This window comes from Anaeromyxobacter sp. SG17 (assembly GCF_022690695.1).
Classification (GTDB): domain Bacteria; phylum Myxococcota; class Myxococcia; order Myxococcales; family Anaeromyxobacteraceae; genus Anaeromyxobacter; species Anaeromyxobacter soli.
This window is the reverse complement of sequence record NZ_JALCYX010000016.1, coordinates 1-16985: the sequence shown is the minus strand read 5'-3', so window position 1 is coordinate 16985 and position 16985 is coordinate 1. Positions and strand designations below refer to the sequence as shown.

Annotated in this window: 12 protein-coding genes, 2 tRNA genes and 1 pseudogene; 10 read left to right on the top strand and 5 right to left on the bottom strand. The window is 72.6% G+C overall.

The features are described from left to right. Positions 1-33 precede the first annotated feature (33 nt). The 3 genes from MNY60_RS08595 to acnB all read left to right on the top strand — a co-directional run bounded on the left by MNY60_RS08595 (position 34) and on the right by acnB (position 7193). On the top strand, positions 34-2070 hold the full coding sequence (locus MNY60_RS08595; protein ID WP_242360424.1) for a nucleoside-diphosphate sugar epimerase/dehydratase: 2037 nt from the start codon (positions 34-36) through the stop codon (positions 2068-2070). Positions 2071-2087: 17 nt separating this feature from the next. Then, on the top strand, positions 2088-4385 hold the full coding sequence (locus MNY60_RS08590) for a polysaccharide biosynthesis tyrosine autokinase (protein WP_242360423.1): 2298 nt from the start codon (positions 2088-2090) through the stop codon (positions 4383-4385). 258 nt (positions 4386-4643) lie between these two features. Further along, positions 4644-7193: a bifunctional aconitate hydratase 2/2-methylisocitrate dehydratase gene (acnB, locus tag MNY60_RS08585; RefSeq protein WP_242335927.1), complete on the top strand. Its 2550-nt coding sequence runs from the start codon at positions 4644-4646 to the stop codon at positions 7191-7193. 98 nt (positions 7194-7291) lie between these two features. Here acnB and MNY60_RS08580 read toward each other — a convergent pair whose 3' ends face one another. After that, entirely contained in the window at positions 7292-7759 is a 468-nt protein-coding gene (locus MNY60_RS08580; protein WP_242335923.1) for a ferritin-like domain-containing protein, read from the bottom strand. 72 nt (positions 7760-7831) lie between these two features. Beyond that, a complete protein-coding gene (locus MNY60_RS08575; RefSeq protein ID WP_242335920.1) occupies positions 7832-8308 on the bottom strand; it encodes a ferritin-like domain-containing protein in 477 nt (158 codons plus the stop codon). A gap of 156 nt (positions 8309-8464) precedes the next feature. Between MNY60_RS08575 and MNY60_RS08570 the strand changes: the two genes are divergently transcribed. Further along, positions 8465-9139 carry an NUDIX hydrolase gene (locus MNY60_RS08570; RefSeq protein WP_242353712.1) on the top strand — a complete coding sequence of 225 codons (675 nt, stop codon included), beginning with the start codon at positions 8465-8467 and terminating at the stop codon, positions 9137-9139. A 22-nt stretch (positions 9140-9161) separates the two neighbouring features. Here the strand turns inward: MNY60_RS08570 and MNY60_RS08565 are convergent, their stop codons facing one another. Together MNY60_RS08565 and MNY60_RS08560 are read right to left on the bottom strand one after the other, a co-directional pair. Beyond that, positions 9162-9833, bottom strand: a complete 672-nt coding sequence (locus MNY60_RS08565) for a hypothetical protein (RefSeq protein ID WP_242360422.1) — start codon at positions 9831-9833, stop codon at positions 9162-9164. A gap of 144 nt (positions 9834-9977) precedes the next feature. After that, positions 9978-12290, bottom strand: coding sequence for an OmcA/MtrC family decaheme c-type cytochrome (locus MNY60_RS08560; RefSeq protein WP_242360421.1), 2313 nt, complete (start codon positions 12288-12290; stop codon positions 9978-9980). Positions 12291-12656: 366 nt separating this feature from the next. Here MNY60_RS08560 and MNY60_RS08555 point away from each other — a divergent pair, with 366 nt between their 5' ends. From MNY60_RS08555 to MNY60_RS08530, 6 genes are all read left to right on the top strand, one after another. Further along, complete coding sequence (locus tag MNY60_RS08555; protein WP_242360420.1) at positions 12657-14102, top strand: aspartate ammonia-lyase; 1446 nt, start codon at positions 12657-12659, stop codon at positions 14100-14102. A 24-nt stretch (positions 14103-14126) separates the two neighbouring features. Continuing rightward, positions 14127-15398: a general secretion pathway protein GspE gene (locus MNY60_RS08550; RefSeq protein ID WP_242360419.1), complete on the top strand. Its 1272-nt coding sequence runs from the start codon at positions 14127-14129 to the stop codon at positions 15396-15398. Positions 15399-15436: 38 nt separating this feature from the next. Beyond that, positions 15437-15982, top strand: coding sequence for a hypothetical protein (locus MNY60_RS08545; RefSeq protein WP_242360418.1), 546 nt, complete (start codon positions 15437-15439; stop codon positions 15980-15982). Between the two features lie 74 nt (positions 15983-16056). Then, positions 16057-16398 carry a hypothetical protein gene (locus MNY60_RS08540; protein ID WP_242336092.1) on the top strand — a complete coding sequence of 114 codons (342 nt, stop codon included), beginning with the start codon at positions 16057-16059 and terminating at the stop codon, positions 16396-16398. A 5-nt stretch (positions 16399-16403) separates the two neighbouring features. Beyond that, a tRNA-Gln gene (locus MNY60_RS08535) sits at positions 16404-16477 on the top strand. A gap of 67 nt (positions 16478-16544) precedes the next feature. Further along, a tRNA-Glu gene (locus MNY60_RS08530) sits at positions 16545-16619 on the top strand. A gap of 128 nt (positions 16620-16747) precedes the next feature. On the opposite strand, the pseudogene MNY60_RS08525 reads toward MNY60_RS08530, so the two are convergent. Next, positions 16748-16985 (bottom strand): annotated as a pseudogene (locus tag MNY60_RS08525) (hypothetical protein); the annotation flags it as partial.

The following is a 16985-nucleotide window of genomic DNA, read 5'->3' as shown; positions in this document are numbered from 1 at the left end:
CGAAGGACGGGTACGGGTTGGGAGGGCGGAAGGATGGGCCAAGGGGGATCCGTCCAGCTGGACGGCGCGGTGGCTTCCCTGCGCAGGCTGCGCGCCGTCGTGGCGGGAGCGATGCGCGTGACCGAGGCGGGCGCGCGAGCGTCCGCGGGGGCGCGCTACGCGGTCATGTTCGCCGTGGACGGCATCGCGGCGATGGTCGCGCTCCGGACCGCGATCTGGCTCCGCTTCGACGGCGAGATCCCCCTGCGGTACGAGCAGATGCTGCCGGTCGCGACGGCTGCGCTGATGGCGATCCGCCTCTCGTGCAACGGCTTCGCGCGGCTGCACCGCTGGTCCTTCCGGCTCGCGGGGCTCGCCGAGGCGCTCCGGATCGCCGCGGCCTGCGTCGCCGGCTCCGTGCTGTTCGTCGCCGCGACGAAGCTCCTGGAGCTCCCGCTGCCGCGGACCGTCTTCGCGCTCGAGCTCTTCCTCTCCGCGAGCGCCTTCGGCGCCACGCGCTTCCTGCCCCGGGCGGCATTCCGGTGGGCGGGGATCTGGTCCCAGTCGCTCGCCGGCGCGCCGCGCGCGGTCATCGTCGGCGCCGGTCACGCCACCGAGCTGCTCGCGCGCGACCTGCTCCGCTCCCCGAACCCGGGCTACCAGCTCGTCGGGTTCGTCGAGGAGGACGGGCACATGGCGCGCTGCCGGATCGCCGGGATCCCGATCCTGGGCGGGATCCAGCACCTCCCGAAGATCATCCGGCAGCATCGGATCGCGTCGGTGCTCCTCGCGGATCCGCGAACCCCCGCGGCGCGCGTACGCGAGATCATCGCGCTCTGCGCCACCTCGCGCGTCCGGTTCAAGATCGTCCCCGCCTCGTGGGCCGACCTCGAGGGGCGCCTCTCCGGGGCGAGGCTCGACGACATCTCGCCCGAGGACCTCCTCCCGCGCGCCGCGGTCGCGTTCGACGAGTCGGAGGTCCGGCGGCTCGTGGAGGGCCGGCGAGCCCTCGTCACCGGCGCCGGCGGGAGCATCGGCGGCGAGCTGTGCCGCCAGCTCGCGCGGAACGGCGTCGACCAGCTCGTGATGGTCGACATGAACGAGAACGAGCTCTATCTCCGCCGGCTCGCGCTCGCCGAGGACTTCCCGGGCCTCGACCTCCACGCCGAGGTGGCCGACGTGCGCGAGGCGGAGCCGCTCCGCCGGCTCGGCCTGCGCTACCGGCCGCAGGACGTCTTCCACGCGGCGGCGCACAAGCACGTGCCCCTCATGGAGGACGCGCCCGCGGAGGCGGTGAAGAACAACGTGTTCGGCACGCTCAACGCGGTGCGGATGGCGGACGCGTGCGGCGCCGAGCGCTTCGTCCTCATCTCGACGGACAAGGCGGTGAACCCGACCTCGGTGATGGGCGCGACCAAGCGGGTGGCCGAGCTCGTGGTGCGCGACCTGGCCCGGCGCTCCCGCGTGCGCGTCACCGCCGTCCGGTTCGGGAACGTGCTCGGGTCGGCGGGTAGCGTCGTCCCCATCTTCAAGCGCCAGATCGCCCGCGGCGGTCCGGTGACGGTGACGCACCCGGACTGCACGCGCTACTTCATGACCATCCCGGAGGCGTGCGGCCTCGTGCTGCTCGCCGGGCTCGGCGGCCACGGAGACCTCTGCGTGCTCGACATGGGCGAGCCGATCCGGATCGCCGACCTCGCGGGCAGCATGATCACGCTGTCGGGCCACGTGCCGGGCGAGGACGTCGACATCGTCTACACCGGCCTCCGCCCGGGCGAGAAGCTGTGCGAGGAGGTCCTCACCGAGCAGGAGGAGCGCTCGCTCGTGGTGAGGAACCGCATCCGGGTGACGCACAGCCCGGCGCCGCCGCCGGACCTCCACGAGCGGATGGACGAGCTGCAACGGCTCGCCGACCGCGGGGACGCCGCCGGCATCCTCGCCGCGCTGCGCACGATCGTCCCCACCTACCGCGGCCCGGCGCGGAACGGCCGCGACGGCACGAGCTCGCGCGCGACGACCGAGCGCGGCGGTCCACGCGGCCGCGTGGGCGGCCTGGACGGCAGGGACTCCGGGGTCGCATCGCCGCTGTGATGCGCAAGGAACCAGAGATGCCACACGATCGGGCGAACGACGACGCGGTCGTCGAGGTGAACTTCGGAGCGGGGACGATCGGCGACGTGGTGCAGCAGCAGCTGCCGCCGCCGCTGCCGCGGGCGCGCGAGGAAGTGCCGTTGACGGACGTGTTCCGCGTCCTGCGGGAGCGCCACCGCGGCGTCGTGGGCGTCGCGCTCGCCGTGGTCGCGCTGGCCGTCGCCTACCTCATCCTCGCGACCCCGGTGTACCAGGCCGCGCTCGTGCTCCAGATGGAGGATCGCAAGCAGACGTTGACGGGCCTCGAGGACCTCTCGGGGTTCATCGGCGACGCCGCGTCGCCGGCCGAGACGGAGATCGAGATCATCCGCTCGCGGACCCTCATCGGCGCGGTCGTGGACGAGCTCGGGCTCGACGTGCAGGCGGAGCCGCGCCGCGCGCCCCTGGTGGGCGCCACGCTCGCGCGCCACTGGCGCGGCGGCGCTCCGGCGGCGCCGCGGCTCGGGCTCGCGCATTACGGCTGGGGCGGCGAGCGCGTCCGAGTGCAGGAGCTCGCGGTCGGGGAGGATCTCGTGGACGTCCCCCTCGTGCTCACCGCGCTCGAGGGCGGGCGCTACCGGCTCGCGGCCGAGGGGTCGGCGCTCGTCGAGGGGGCGGTGGGCGCCCGGGCGTCGGGAGGGGATGGGGGCTCCGCCGTCGAGGTCGTGATCCGCGAGCTCGTGGCCCGGCCCGGCACGGAGTTCGTCCTCCTGAAGCGGGACCGGCCGGACGTGATCACCGAGCTGCGCGACGCGCTCACCGTGCGGGAGACGGCGAAGAAGACGAACGTCCTCGTGGCCGAGCTCGAGGGGCGGGACCCGCAGCAGGTCGCCGCGACGCTCAACGCCATCGGGGCGGCGTACCTGCGCCGCAACGTGGAGCGGAAGAACGCGGAGAACGGCCAGATGCTCGCCTTCCTGGAGTCGCAGCTTCCCCAGCTCAAGGGGAACGTCGACCAAGCCGAGGCGGCCCTCAACGCCTACCAGCAGCAGAAGCGCTCGATGGACATCTCCGCCGCGACCGAGGCGGTGCTCGGCCGCGCGGTGCGCATCGAGACGGCGCTGCAGGAGCTGCAGCTGCAGCTCATGGACCTGCGCCAGCGCTTCACCGATAGTCACCCCGCGGTCATCGCGGTCCAGCAGAAGATCGCGCGCATGCAGAAGGAGCACGTCTCCCTCGACGAGGAGATGCGCGCGCTGCCGGAGCTGGAGCTCGACGCGGCGCGCCTCGCGCGCGACGTCAAGGTCGCGTCGGAGCTCTACGTCCTCGTGCTCAACAAGGCGCAGGAGCTGAAGGTGGCCCGCTCGGGCGTGATCGGGAACGTCACGGTCCTCGATCCCGCCGAGACGGCGAAGGACCCGGCCCGGCCGAACAAGCCGCTCGTGCTCGTGGTCGCGCTGCTCGTCGGGCTGGGCCTCGGCGTCGGAGTCGCGCTCGCGCGCAACGCGTTCACGGAGGGCTCCGACGACCCGGACGAGATCGAGGCGCGCACGGGCCTGCCCGTGTTCGTGATGGTCCCTCACTCCGAGGTGGAGCTGCAGCTCGATCGGGAGGCGCGGCAGATCCCCGGCTCGTTCCGCGCGGCCCTCGCCCAGGCCGCCCCCGACGACCTCGCCATCGAGGGGCTGCGCAGCCTGCGCACGGCGCTCCAGTTCGCGCTCGTGGAGGCCCGGAACAACATCATCGCCCTCGGCGCGCCGGCGCCCGCGGTCGGCAAGTCCTTCGTGTCCGTCAACCTCGCGCACCTCCTCGCTGCGGCCGGCCGGCGCGTCGTGCTCGTCGACGGGGACCTTCGCCGCGGCCGGCTCCATCGCTACTTCTCGCTGGAGCGGGCCCCCGGGCTCTCCGACGTGGTGAGCGGCGCGGTCACCCTCGAGCAGGCGCTCCGGCGCACGTCCGTCGAGCGGCTCGACGTCCTCTCGACGGGGCGTATCCCGCCGAACCCCGCCGAGCTCCTGGCGAGCCACCGCTTCCAGTACCTGCTGGCCGAGCTCTCGAAGCGCTACGACCTCGTGCTGGTGGACACGCCGCCCGTGCTCGCCGTCACCGACCCCACGCTCGTGGCGCGCCACGCCGGGGTCAACCTGCTCGTCCTCCGGGCGGGGGCGCACTCGGTGCACGAGATCACGCTCGCGGTGAAGCAGCTCGGCCAGGGGGGCGTGCGGGTCCAGGGCGCAATCCTCAACCAGGTCGACACGAACCGCGGCCGCTACGGCCGCTCGGGCCGGTACCGCCGGTACGAGTACCGGTCGGAGACGACGCCGGGCAAGGCCTGACCCGGCCTCGGGGTCCCGTCCCTCCCGCCGCAGCTCGCCAGGGCGCGGCCGCGCCGGCCGGGTCCGCGCGCGCGGATCCGCTCGAAAGTGGACCGGTGGGGTCCCGCAAACACCCGTTCTCGCGAGGTTTTCGGCAGGGTCGCCGGTGACGCCGGCCGACCCGACGTGCTATACGGCCCGAGCTTTCCCGACCTGCGCTCGCCGCCGGCTTTCTCGCCCTTTGGCGGGCGCCACGTTCCGTCGGGAGGAGGAGCGACCGTGATCGAGGCGTACCTGAAGCACGAGGCGGAGCGGAAGGCGCAGGGCATCCCGCCCAAGCCCCTCGACCCCGCGCAGACGCGCGAGCTCGTGAAGCTGCTCGAGAGCCCCCCCAAGGGCCAGGAGGCCTTCCTCCTCGGGCTCCTGCGCGACCGCGTCTCCCCGGGCGTCGACCCGGCCGCGGAGGTGAAGGCCGGCTTCCTCGCCGACGTGGCGAAGGGCGCGAAGAGCTCGCCGCTCATCTCCAAGAAGGAGGCGGTGCAGCTCCTCGGCACGATGATGGGCGGCTACAACGTGCCGCCGCTCGTCGCGGCGCTCGCCGACCCGGCGCTGGCCGACGAGGCCGCGAAGGCGCTCTCCCACACGACCTACGTCTACGACGCGTTCGACGAGATCGTCGCGCTCGCGAAGACGAACGCCGCCGCGAAGAAGGTGCTCGACGCGTGGGCCAAGGCGGAGTGGTTCACGAGCCGCCCGGGCGTCCCGGCCCAGGTGAAGGTGAAGGTCTTCAAGGTCGACGGCGAGATCAACACCGACGACTTCTCTCCCGCGGGCGACGCGTCCACGCGGCCCGACATCCCGCTCCACGCGCTCGCGATGGGCAAGACCCGCTTCAAGGGCGGCCTCCAGACCATCGCGGAGTTCCGCGCGCAGGGCTTCCAGGTCGCCTTCGTGGGCGACGTGGTCGGCACCGGCTCCTCCCGCAAGTCCGCCTGCAACAGCGTGCAGTGGGCCATCGGCGAGGACATCCCGTTCGTCCCGAACAAGAAGCGCGGCGGCGTCATCATCGGCGGCGTCATCGCCCCGATCTTCTTCGCCACGGCGCAGGACTCCGGCGCCCTCCCGATCCGCGCCGACGTGACGAAGCTGAAGACGGGCGACGTCGTCATCGTCGACACCGTGAAGGGCGAGCTCCGCAGCGAGGCGGGCGAGGTCCTCTCGACCTTCAAGCTCTCCCCGAACACGCTCGCCGACGAGTACCGCGCCGGCGGCCGCATCCCGCTCACCATCGGCCGCGCCGTCACCGAGAAGGCGCGCAAGGCGGCGGGCCTCCCGCCGACCGACCTCTTCGCGAAGGTCACGAACCCCACGCCGAAGCCGGGCCAGGGCTACTCCCTCGCGCAGAAGATGGTCGGCAAGGCGTGCGGGCTCCCGGGCGCGCTGCCCGGCGGCTACTACGAGCCGCGGATGACGACGGTGGGGTCGCAGGACACGACCGGCCCGATGACGGCGGACGAGCTGAAGGAGCTCGCCTGCCTCAAGTTCCAGGCGCCGATGTTCATGCAGTCGTTCTGCCACACGGCGGCCTACCCGAAGGCGGCCGACGTGAAGATGCACCGCACGCTCCCGCAGTTCGTGCAGGAGCGCGGCGGCGTGCCGCTCCGCCCGGGCGACGGGGTCATCCACTCGTGGCTGAACCGCCTGCTCCTGCCCGACACCGTCGGGACGGGCGGCGACTCGCACACGCGCTTCCCCCTCGGCATCTCGTTCCCGGCGGGCTCCGGCCTCGTCGCCTTCGCGGGCGCGCTCGGGTTCATGCCGCTCGACATGCCGGAGTCGGTGCTCGTCCGCTTCAAGGGCAAGCTCCAGCCCGGCATCACGCTGCGTGACGTCGTGAACGCCATCCCGTTCTGGGCCATCCAGCAGGGCCTCCTCACCGTCCCGAAGAAGAACAAGAAGAACGTCTTCAACGGCCGGATCCTCGAGATGGAGGGGCTGCCGGACCTCACCGTGGAGCAGGCGTTCGAGCTGACCGACGCCGCGGCGGAGCGGAGCGCGGCGGCTGCGGCGGTGAAGCTCTCCGAGAAGAGCGTCGCCCAGTACCTGCGCTCGAACGTGGCGCTCATGAAGAAGATGATCGCCGACGGCTACGGCGACGCGAAGACGCTCGCCGGCCGCATCGCGGCCGCCGAGGCGTGGCTCGCGAAGCCGGAGCTCCTCTCCGCCGACGCGAGCGCCGAGTACGCCGCGGTGATCGAGATCGACCTCGCCCAGATCACCGAGCCGATCCTCGCCTGCCCGAACGACCCGGACGACGTGAAGAAGCTCAGCGACGTCGCGAACACCAAGATCGACGACGTGTTCCTCGGCTCGTGCATGACGAACATCGGCCACTTCCGCGCGGCCGGCGAGCTCTGGAAGGGCCAGAAGTTCAACCCCGCGGTGCGCACCTGGATCTGCCCCCCCACGCGCATGGACCAGCAGCAGCTGAAGGACGAGGCGTACTACTCGACCTACAGCGCCGTCGGCGCCCGGATCGAGATCGCCGGCTGCTCGCTCTGCATGGGCAACCAGGCGCGCGTGCCGGACGCGGCGACGGTCTTCTCGACCTCGACCCGCAACTTCGACGACCGCATGGGCAACGGCGCCAAGGTGTTCCTCGGCTCCGCGGAGCTCGGCGCCGTCGCGGCGACCCTCGGGCGCCTGCCCACGCCGGCGGAGTACTTCGCGGCGTACCAGGAGAAGATCGCCCCGAAGGCGGGCCAGGTGTACCGGTACCTGCAGTTCGACGAGCTCGAGGGGTATCAGGGTCTCCGCGTCGTCGCGTAGCCTGCGGCACACGATACCGGGCCTGCGATCTTGAGCGGCGCGCCGTCCAGGACGGCGCGCCGTTCTCGTTTCTGCGACGCGCACCTGCGCGTCGAGGGTCAGGTCGCCGCGCCGGGCTGGTGCTGCTCCCAGGTCCTCTGGTCGATGGCGCGCTCGATCCAGGCGAGGTGCCGCTGCTCGTCGGCGTAGCCCCTGCGCACGAGCTCGAGGATTTCGTCCGGGAACGGCTTGGCGACGGCGCGGGCGTAGGTGGAGGTGGTGAGCTCCTCGTTCGGCTTCATCGCGCGGAGCGCCTGCTCCATCCCGAGCCGGGCCCGCAGGCCGGTGACGCTGCCGAGGAGGGCCCCCTTCATGTCGGGCTTCGCCCCGGGCGGGCGCACGTTCATGTCGAGCAGCGCCTTCGAGAGCTCGAGGATGTGGCGCTGGTGGTCGAGCCGGAAGCGCGCCAGCTCCGTCGCGATCCAGCCGTCGCCGATCGCCTCGATGGCGCGGTCGTAGGCGACGACGGCGTCGGCGTCGAGCTGCAAGAGGTTCGTCAGCTCCTCGGCGATCTCGTGCACGTTCATCTGCGGTCCTCCCGTCGAGAAGCTGGTGACGCGTCGCGGCGGGCGCATCGCGCCTCGGACGGGCGCCCCCGGCTACGGCAGGGCGGCGACGGGGGACGTCTGGAACCAGAGCGCGCGGGCGAGCGCCTCCTCGATCCAGGCGAGGTGGCGCTCCTCGTCCGCGTACGCCCCTTCCACGAGCGCGCGGACGTCCTCGGGCAACGGCACGGCGAGCACCTTGCGGTGCACCGCAGTCGTGAGCTGCTCGTTGTTGCGCATCGCCTCGAGCACCTCCTGCGGGTTCAGGCGCCGCCGCGGCGGGGTGAGCGCGCCGATGACGACCCCCTTCACGTCGGGCTCGACCTCCGGGGGGCGGGCACCCATCCCGAGCAGCGCCTCGTGCAGCGCGAGCGCGTGCCGCTGGTGCTCCACCTTGAACAGCGCGAGCTCCCCGCCGATCGCGCTGCTCGGCCCGCCCACCCAGGCGATGGCCGCATCGTAAGCGTGGAGTGCGTCGATCTCGAGCGCCAGCAGCCGCGCAAGCTCCCTGCTCACCTCCGACTGCTTCATCGGTTCCTCCTGCGGAAAAGGTTGTCATCGATGGATCCAGTCCACTACCCCCCGGCGGGGAGACGGAGGGACGCTCGGACGATCGCGAAGAGCAGGGCGGGTGCCCCGGCGAGGTCTTCGCTTGCGCGTGGGCGGAGCGCGTGCAGGCTTTCCCGCATGCCGAAGATCGCCGCCATCGAGATCGTCGAGGACTACACCGGGCGCGCCCGCTGCGACGAGGGCTTCCTCCGCCTGAAGCGCTACCGGGCCCAAAACCGCCGCGCCGACGGGACGACCTCGCCCGTCTACCCGATCGACGTCATCGACCGGCCGACGCTGGACGCGGTGGCCGTCGTGCTCTGGGCACGGACGCCGCGCGGGATCGAGATCCTCACGCGCCGCGGGCTGCGGCCCGCCGCGTACTTCCGTCGCGGCAAGCCGGCCGCGCTCCCCGAGCCCGAGTACCTGCTCGTGGAGGAGATCGTGGCGGGGGTGCTCGAGCCTGGAGAGCGAGGACTCGAGGCGCTGCGCCGCCGCGGCGCGGAGGAGGCGCGCGAGGAGGCCGGCGTCGAGATCGCCCCGGAGCGCCTCGAGCTGCTCGGCGGTCCGTTCTTCCCGCTGCCCGGGATCGTGTCCGAGAAGATCCACCTCCTCGCCGGCGAGGTGCCGCGGCCCGACGTGGACGGGATCCACGACGCGCCGCACGAGGGAGACGGCTCGCCGCTCGAGGAGGGAGCGCTGCTCGCCTGGCGCGAGCTCCACGCGGCGATCGCGGCGTGCGAGGCCGGGGAGATCGAGGACGGGAAGACCGAGCTCGCGCTGCGGCGGCTCGCGGCGCGCCTGGGCGCCTGAGCCGCGCCGCCGTCTCCGGAGCTCAGTCGTTCTTCGCCCCCTCCTGGATCCACGTGAGCAGCGTCTGGGCGTCCGCGTCCGAGAGCCGTTTGGCGTGGCCGCTTCCGCCGGTCCCGCGCACGTAGAGCGCGCTCTGCGTGGGATTCGCCGTGTCCACCTTCTGCAGCGCCGCCGCGTACGAGATCGCGGTGTCGTTCGAGCCCCACGCGCTCCCGTGGCAGCCGCCGCAGCTCGCGACGAGGAACGGGTGGACCTGCGTCGAGAACGAGACGGTCGGCGTGGTAGGCGTCGTCGGCGTGGTCGGTGTGGTCGGTCCGTTCGCCCCTTGCTGGATCCACTCCAGGACGAGCTGCGCCTCCGCGTCGGAGAGCACCTTCGCGTGGCCGCTCCCGCCCGTGGGACGCACGTAGAGCGGGCTCTGGGCCGGACTCGCGGTGTTCACCTCGCCGAGGGCCGCCTGGTACGACGCGTTCACGTCGCTGGAGCCCCAGGCGCTGCCGTGGCACGCCCCGCACTTCCCCTGCAAGAGCGGGTGGATCTGCTGCTCGAAGGACGCCTGCGCCCCTGGCGACGGGGTCAGGTCCCCCGCGTTGGAGCCGCCGCCGTCGGACACCTCGCGGGCGTCGCCACACGCCGCGCCCACCGCGAGCGCCGCCAGCGCCGCCATCCACGACCCGCTCCGTCCCGTGCGCATGTGCCCCTCCGCGGCCCCAAACGCTCGTGACGGCGCCTACCGAACGCCATCCCCGGTCGGGCAGCTCGTGCCGAAAAAACACGAGAGCCCGGCCGGATGTCCGGCCGGGCCCTCGCCGCCCCCGCGGCTCGGGGGTCCTTCGCGCTACGGCTTGATGTCGTGGAACTTCACGATGTCGAACGGCGCCCCCTTGCCGTGGCAGGCGACGCAGGTCGTTCCGACGGTCGCCTCGCCGCCCGTGTGCGCGCACGGCTCGCTGTTCACGGTCGCGAGCGAGCTGCACGAGGGCAGCCCCGCCGTGGCCGTGAACTTCGCGTTGTCGTGGCAGGCGGTGCACACCGCGATGACGGCCGGGGTGGTCGTGTCGTCGGTCTGGTCCGCCACGACGTTCGCGACATAGGTGGTGTCGAGCGGCACCGTGCTCCCCGCCGGCGGGACCTGATACGTCTCGCCCGTGTGACAGAGGGTGCAGTTCTGCACCGTGTCGAGCTGCGGCACCTCCGCACCCGCCTCGAAGGTGATCGGGTTGCTACCGAACCCGCAGATCGTCAGGTCGTTCCCGCGGATGGACCCGCCGTGGATCTCGTGGATCATGCGCTTGAAGTCGATGGACTGCTCGGTCGTGGTGGCGGCGCACGCAGGGTTCGTCGCCGTCGCCGTGCGCCGGCCCTTGTCGGTCGCGCGCGGGTTGTGACAGACCGCGCAGACCTGGATGACGTCGTTCCGGTTCGCGCCGTGCGCCGAGAGCTGGCCGTGGCACGAGTCGCACTTCGCGATGTCCACCACCTGGCGCCGCGCCGCCGCCTGGCCGCCGCCGATCGCGTAGTCCTGGATGACGTTCTTGACCGGGAGCTCCTCCCCGTTCTCGATGGGACGGCCGTCGATGAAGACGGAGTAGGTGGTGACGCCGTCGGTGATCGCCGTGGGCGAGGTCACCTGGTACACGTTCGTCTGGCCGGAGACGGGCGTGGCCGCGGGCGTCAGGCCGGTCGCGCCGACCACCGGGATGTCCACCGGCTGCCCCGGCGACGTCGCGCCGCTGCCCACGTTCGTGTAGTCCGCGGCGCCCGGCTGGTGCCAGCCGATCTTCACGTTGAGCCGACTCAGCGTCTGCTTGTAGGCGGGGTCCGCTGCGAGGTCGACCGGCGTCCCGTTCTTCGTGACCCGCACCTGCACGACCGGCTTACGGTCCGCGCCGGTGGTCACGTTGACGATCTCGTACTTGTACGCCTCGGCCTTCTTGGCGAGCGGCACGTGCACGGTCGCGACGCCGATGCCGGCCGCGTCCGCCGTGTGGCACGTCGTGCACGCGGTCGCCCCGACCTGCGCGTGGTTGCACGGCGCCGTCTCGGTGGTCCCGAGCGCGCACGCGGCGGCGCCCGACCCGTCGAACTTGACGGTGTCGTGGCAGGAGGTGCACGCCGCCTGGTTGGCGTTGGTCTTGTAGCGGTCGGCGTCCGTGCCCTTGTGGCACACGGTGCAGTCGCGCACGTCGTGCATCCACGACTTGTCGAACTCGAACACGTTCTGGCGGAAGCCCACGATCGTGTACGGCTGGCCCGTCGCGCCCTGCGCCGAGGGCAGGTCGCCGCCCATGTGGATCTTGTGGACCATCACCTTGAAGTCGACGCTGTTGCCCGACTCGGGATCGGTGGACTGCGGGGAGTGGCAGGTCTGGCAGACGGTCGCGCCGAGCCGCTCGTCGTGCGCGGCGATCGCGGGAGCGTGGCACGCGTTGCACGCGTCGTTGCTCACGATCTGCAGACGCTTCGGGGTCCCGCCCGCCGGGATGAAGTTCCGGGTCGAGGTCGCCGACGACGTGCCCGGCTCACCAGCGGCCGTGTGCCGGGTGAGCCAGATCCCTGCCGTGTGCGTCTTCGTCCGGTCCACCTGCGCGCCGGCGGGGATGGCCGCGAGCGTGTACTTGTACACGCCGTCGCCCTGGTGCGTGAGGCGCTGATCGAGCGTGGCGTCCGTGGGTCCCGCGTCGAAGGTGGCCTGCGTCGCGGTCGCCTGCTTCGGCTGCTGCGCGGTGCCGCCCGGTGGCGTGAACGGCTGACCGGTCGCGTTCACGGTGTAATAGGAGGTGAACTCGGACGTCGTGGGGTCGTACTTCGAGAGCACGACGCGGATCGGGCTCACCCACGGAAACGTCGTGGACGGGGGCGAGCCGGAGGGGACGACGCCGTTCTTCACCTCCTGTGCGAGGTCGGTCACCGCGGTCCCGTCGGAGGTCACGCGGAACGTGAGCACCGGCGCGCCGCTCTCGGGCACCTCGACGTTCTGGATCTCGACCTTGAGCGCGCCGTTCTGGTTCGAGGACGTGTCGCCCGTGCCGCCGCCGCCGCCGCCGCCTCCACCTCCGCCCTTGTTGTTGTTGTTGTCGCCGCACGCCATCGCCGCGATCACCACCGCAGCGGCGATGCTCCACGCCGCGCCTCGCACACGCCACGTCATCGAGTCCTCCTTACGTGCACCGTGGGTCACGTGACGCGGAGAGAAGCGCTGGAGCGCCGGATGCGCGACGTGCCCCGCAGGCGAAAGTTGCCCCGCGTTCACGCCACGTTGCACCACCTTGGGGAGAGAAGGCAGACCCCGCGGCGGGGCGAGACGCATGCGGAGCTAATCGCCGGGCCGCGCTTCGGGCGGGCGAACGGGGCGCGTTGTCGCGCGCCCACCACGCGAGGTGAATGTAGGCGCAGAACGTGCGCACGCAACCCCGCTGCCGGCGCCTGCCCGGCTCCCGGCCCACCGAGCGCCGAGCCCCTTCGCGGCGCGCGTGCGCGATTGCGCGGGACGCGACGAACCGTGAATATCCGTTTCATGCCGACGACCCGATCCTCGCGCCGCCCCGCGGCGCGCCCCGCGCCGCGGGCGAGCCCGCGCACGCGCATCGAGAAGGACACCCTGGGCGAGGTGCCGGTCCCCGCCGGCGCGCTCTACGGCGCGCAGACGGCGCGCGCCGTGGAGAACTTCCCCATCTCCGGGCTCCACGCCCACCCCGCCTTCGTGGACGCGACGGTGCGCGTCAAGCTCGCCGCCGCTCGCGTCAACGCGAGGCTCGGCCTCCTCCAGCGGGCGAAGGCCCGGGCCATCGAGGCCGCCGCGCGCGAGGTCCTCGCGGGCCGGCACCGCGACCAGTTCGTGGTGGACGTGTACCAGGCCGGGGCGGGGACCTCCCACAACATGAACGTGAACGAGGTGCTGGCGAACCGCGCCAGCGAGCTCCTCGGCGGGCGCCGCGGCGCGCCGCTCGTCTCCCCCAACGACGACGTGAACATGGCGCAGTCGACGAACGACGTCGTGCCGACCGCGATCCGGCTCGCCGCGCTCGAGCTCGCCCCCGCCGTGATCGAGGCGCTCGCCGGCCTGGCCGGCACCTTCGAGGAGAAGGCGCGGGCGTGGGACGGCGTCGTGAAGTCGGGTAGGACGCACCTCATGGACGCGACACCCATCCGGCTCGGCCAGGAGGTCTCCGGGTGGGCGGCCGCGCTCCGCGCCGCGGGCGGACGGGTCCGCGACGCGCTGCCGGAGCTGTCCGTCATCGGCCTCGGCGGTACGGCCGTGGGCACGGGGCTGAACGCACATCCGCGCTACGGGCGGCTCGTGGTCGGCGAGCTCGAGCGGCTGACCGGGATCCCGCTCACCCCCGCGCCGAACCTCTTCTACGCCATGCAGTCCCTCGCCCCTGCCGTGGCGCTCTCCGGCGCCCTCCGCGCGGCCGCGCTCGAGCTCCTCCGCATCGGCGGAGACGTCCGGCTCCTCGGCAGCGGCCCGAACACCGGCCTCGCCGAGCTGCGGCTCCCGCCGGTCCAGCCGGGCTCGTCGATCATGCCGGGCAAGGTGAACCCCTCGATGGCGGAGATGCTGGCGATGGTCTCGTACCAGGTCGTCGCCATGGACGCCGGCATCGCCTGGGCCGCGAGCGGGGGCCAGCTCGAGCTGAACGTCATGATGCCGCTCGTGGCCGCCGATCTCTGCCACGCGCTCCAGATCCTGGCGAACGCGGTGCGCGCCTTCGACGAGCGCTGCGCGCGGGGCCTCGAGGCGGACGAGGCCCGCTGCCGGCACTACGCCGAGCGGACCGTGAGCCTCGCGACGGCCCTCGCGCCGCGGCTCGGCTACGCCGCCTCCGCGGAGATCGTGAAGGAGTCGGTGCGGACCGGGCGGTCGATCGTCGAGGTCGCGGTGGAGCGCGGAGGCCTCCCCGCGCGGCAGGTGCGCCGGATCCTCGACGCGGCCAAGCTCACGCGGCCGGGGAGGGCCTGACCCGATCCGGGGTATCATCGCGCCGTGCCCCGGCTCGGCGAGATCCTCTTGCAGGACGGCGCGTGCGATCCCGAGGCGATCCGGGGCGCGCTCGAGAACCAGGTCATCTTCGGCGGGCGGCTCGGCACGAACCTGCTGGAGATGGGCGCGGTGACGGAGGAGGCGCTCGCGGCCGCCCTCGGCAGGCGTCACCGGCTGCCGGCGCTCTCGGGCGAGCTCCCGCTCGATCCCAAGGCGCTGGCGCTCCTGCGCGCCGACGTCGCCGACCGGCACGACGTCGTCCCGTACCTCGTCGCCGATCGCCGCCTCGCGATCCTCGCCTGCGATCCCTCCGATCTCGCGATGCTCGACGAGGTCGCCTTCGCGACGGGCAAGCAGGTCCACCCGATCGTCGCCCCCGAGGCGCGGATCTGGGCGCTGCTCAAGCAAGGCTACGGCATCGAGCGGCAGCTCCGCGGCATCGAGGTGGAGTTCGGGTCGCTCCGGCGCCGGCTCACGGCCGAGGTGCCGCTCGAGGGCGCCGCGGCGCCCGTCGCCGAGGCGCCGGAGGACCTGCTCGGAGAGGGGCAGTTCGACGCGCTCTACGCGGGCACCGGCGCGTTCGCGCTCGCGCCGCCCTCGGCCGCCGCTGCCCCGGCCGTCCCCGCCGACGACGAGGAGATCATCGAGCTCGACGACCTCGTGCTGCCGGACGACGCCGTTGCGCCGCCCTTCGCGGCGGAGGTGCTCGCGTCGCTCGCGGGGGCGCCCGGGCACGCGCCGCCGGTCCGCTTCGTCGCGCCCGCGCCGCGGCGCGCGGAGCCCGAGCCCTCACCGCTCGGCTTCGACGAGGCGCTCCGCTCGCTCGAGGGCGTCACGGAGCGCGACGCCATCGCCCGGATCGTGCTGCGCCACGCGCGCTCCCGCTTCCGGCGGGCCGTGCTCCTCACCGTGAATCGAGGCGAGCTGCGAGGCTGGGCGGGGCTGGGCGAGGGGGTGGACGCGGAGCAGGTCCGCCGCCTGCGGCTCGCGCTCGGCGCCCCGGGCGTCGGCGACACCGTGGTCCGCACCCGGGCGCACGTCCTCGGGCCGCTCCCCAAGACCGAGGCGAACATCCGGCTCCTCAAGCGGCTCGGCGGCGGCGTGCCGGGGAACGCGTTCCTCGTCCCCATCCTGGCCCTCGGGCGGGTCGTGAACGTCTTCTATGCGGACAACGGGCGGGGCGGCCTCGTCGACGCGGGCGGCGTGGGGGAGCTCCTCATCCTCGCGACGCGCATCGCGAAGAGCTACGAGACGCTCGTCGCCCGCGTGCGGTAGAACGGGCCCCCCGGCCCCTCGCCGGCCTCCGGAACCCCATGGCTGCGACCCTCCACTACTTCATGCTCCCCGACGACGAGCGGGCGCTCTTCCGCCACCTCGAGCGACGCGACCTCACGGTCTACCCCGAGCTCGTGCCGCCCGGCTACACGGCGCCTCGCGTCGAGCCGGACCTCGTCGCGAACCTCGACCAGTCCGCCTACTACCTCGCCATGGAGCGGCTCGGGCCCGTGATCGTCCACCCGGTGAAGCGCGGGCGAGACAGGGGCATGCTGGCGATCGAGGAGGTCCCCTCGCCCGTGCTCCACTACGAGCGCTCGCTGCCCAACGCGGAGGGGGAGCTCGTCGCCGGGAGGGTCTGGGCGGAGCTCGACGTGACCGACGACGCGAACACCAAGCTCGGCAAGCCGCTCGCGCTGAAGGCGCTCTTCCAGGAGATCCACGACCTGTTCCGCAAGAACTGGCGGCGCAGCGATCCGAAGGGCTTCTGGGTCGGCCCCCACGCCGGCGCGGCCTTCAAGCGGGGCGAGCTGAAGCTGCGGGAGGCCGGCCACAAGGGCAAGCTGGTGGGGGTCTGGCGGTGAGCGCGGGCCGCTGGCCGGGGCCGATCTCGGCGGTTGACGCGGGCGGCCCGGACCGGTACACGTGCCGCTTGACTGTGCCCCTTCCGCCTCGCTATAAGGCCGCGCTCGCAGCGGTTCTCCTCACGCTGCCGGGCGTCGCGCTCGCGGAGCGAGTCGCCGGAGCGGTCCTCCCCGACGAGGCGGTGAAGGTCGGCGAGAACCGGTACCGGGTCGCGAAGAGCTACGACGACACGCTGAAGTTCTTCCGGTCGGTCTACTCGCCGGGGAAGTTCAGGAGACGGCCGATCGCGGACCAGCCCGCCGTGAAGGCCGTGCACATCGAGAACCCGGACTCGAAGCCGGGGCAGTGGGAAGGGCTGAACGTCTACGAGCTGAAGGGCGAGACCCGCGTCTTCGTGCTCGTGAAGGGGAAATAGGTTTCTGGGGGATCGTCTAACGGCAGGACGCCAGACTCTGGATCTGGCTATCTAGGTTCGAATCCTAGTCCCCCAGCCAGCATCAAAAAGAAGCACGGCGAGCGTTGACTGCCGAACCGCTCGCGGATACATAAGCGCCCGCTGTTGGCCCGTTAGTCTAGCGGTTAGGACATCGGCCTCTCACGCCGAGAGCATGGGTTCAAGTCCCGTACGGGTCACCATTTGCCCCGCCTCCCTTGTCCAGGAGGCGGGGTTTTTCTTTTGGTGCTGAGCGCCTGCCGGCGACGCCAGAAGAAGAGCAGCCCCGCCCCTCGGGCAGAGGAGGCGGGGCTCGACTCTCGGGACCGCTCTAGAGCTGGTAGAAGCTGGCCGCGACGCCGGGCTGCCCCGCGATCCCCGGGCCCGCCCCGCCGGCGCCCCCCGAACTGATCGTGAAGTCGACGTTCTGGCGCGTGCTCGCGCTCGACGGGTCCTGGAAGATCCCGATCGACGGCCCGCCCGCGCCCCCGCCGCCGGCGCCTCCCGCTCCGCCGGCGCCCCCGGCGCCGCCGTCGCCGCCGCGCCCGCCCGTAGCCGTGCCCGCGGTT

Coding starts and splice junctions, on each gene's coding strand:
- MNY60_RS08595 (WP_242360424.1), top strand. CDS start 34: ATGGGCCAAGGGGGATCCGTCCAGCTGGACGGCGCGGTGGCTTCCCTG.
- MNY60_RS08590 (WP_242360423.1), top strand. CDS start 2,088: ATGCCACACGATCGGGCGAACGACGACGCGGTCGTCGAGGTGAACTTC.
- MNY60_RS08580 (WP_242335923.1), bottom strand. CDS start 7,759: ATGAACGTGCACGAGATCGCCGAGGAGCTGACGAACCTCTTGCAGCTC.
- MNY60_RS08575 (WP_242335920.1), bottom strand. CDS start 8,308: ATGAAGCAGTCGGAGGTGAGCAGGGAGCTTGCGCGGCTGCTGGCGCTC.
- MNY60_RS08570 (WP_242353712.1), top strand. CDS start 8,465: ATGCCGAAGATCGCCGCCATCGAGATCGTCGAGGACTACACCGGGCGC.
- MNY60_RS08565 (WP_242360422.1), bottom strand. CDS start 9,833: ATGCGCACGGGACGGAGCGGGTCGTGGATGGCGGCGCTGGCGGCGCTC.
- MNY60_RS08560 (WP_242360421.1), bottom strand. CDS start 12,290: ATGACGTGGCGTGTGCGAGGCGCGGCGTGGAGCATCGCCGCTGCGGTG.
- MNY60_RS08555 (WP_242360420.1), top strand. CDS start 12,657: ATGCCGACGACCCGATCCTCGCGCCGCCCCGCGGCGCGCCCCGCGCCG.
- MNY60_RS08545 (WP_242360418.1), top strand. CDS start 15,437: ATGGCTGCGACCCTCCACTACTTCATGCTCCCCGACGACGAGCGGGCG.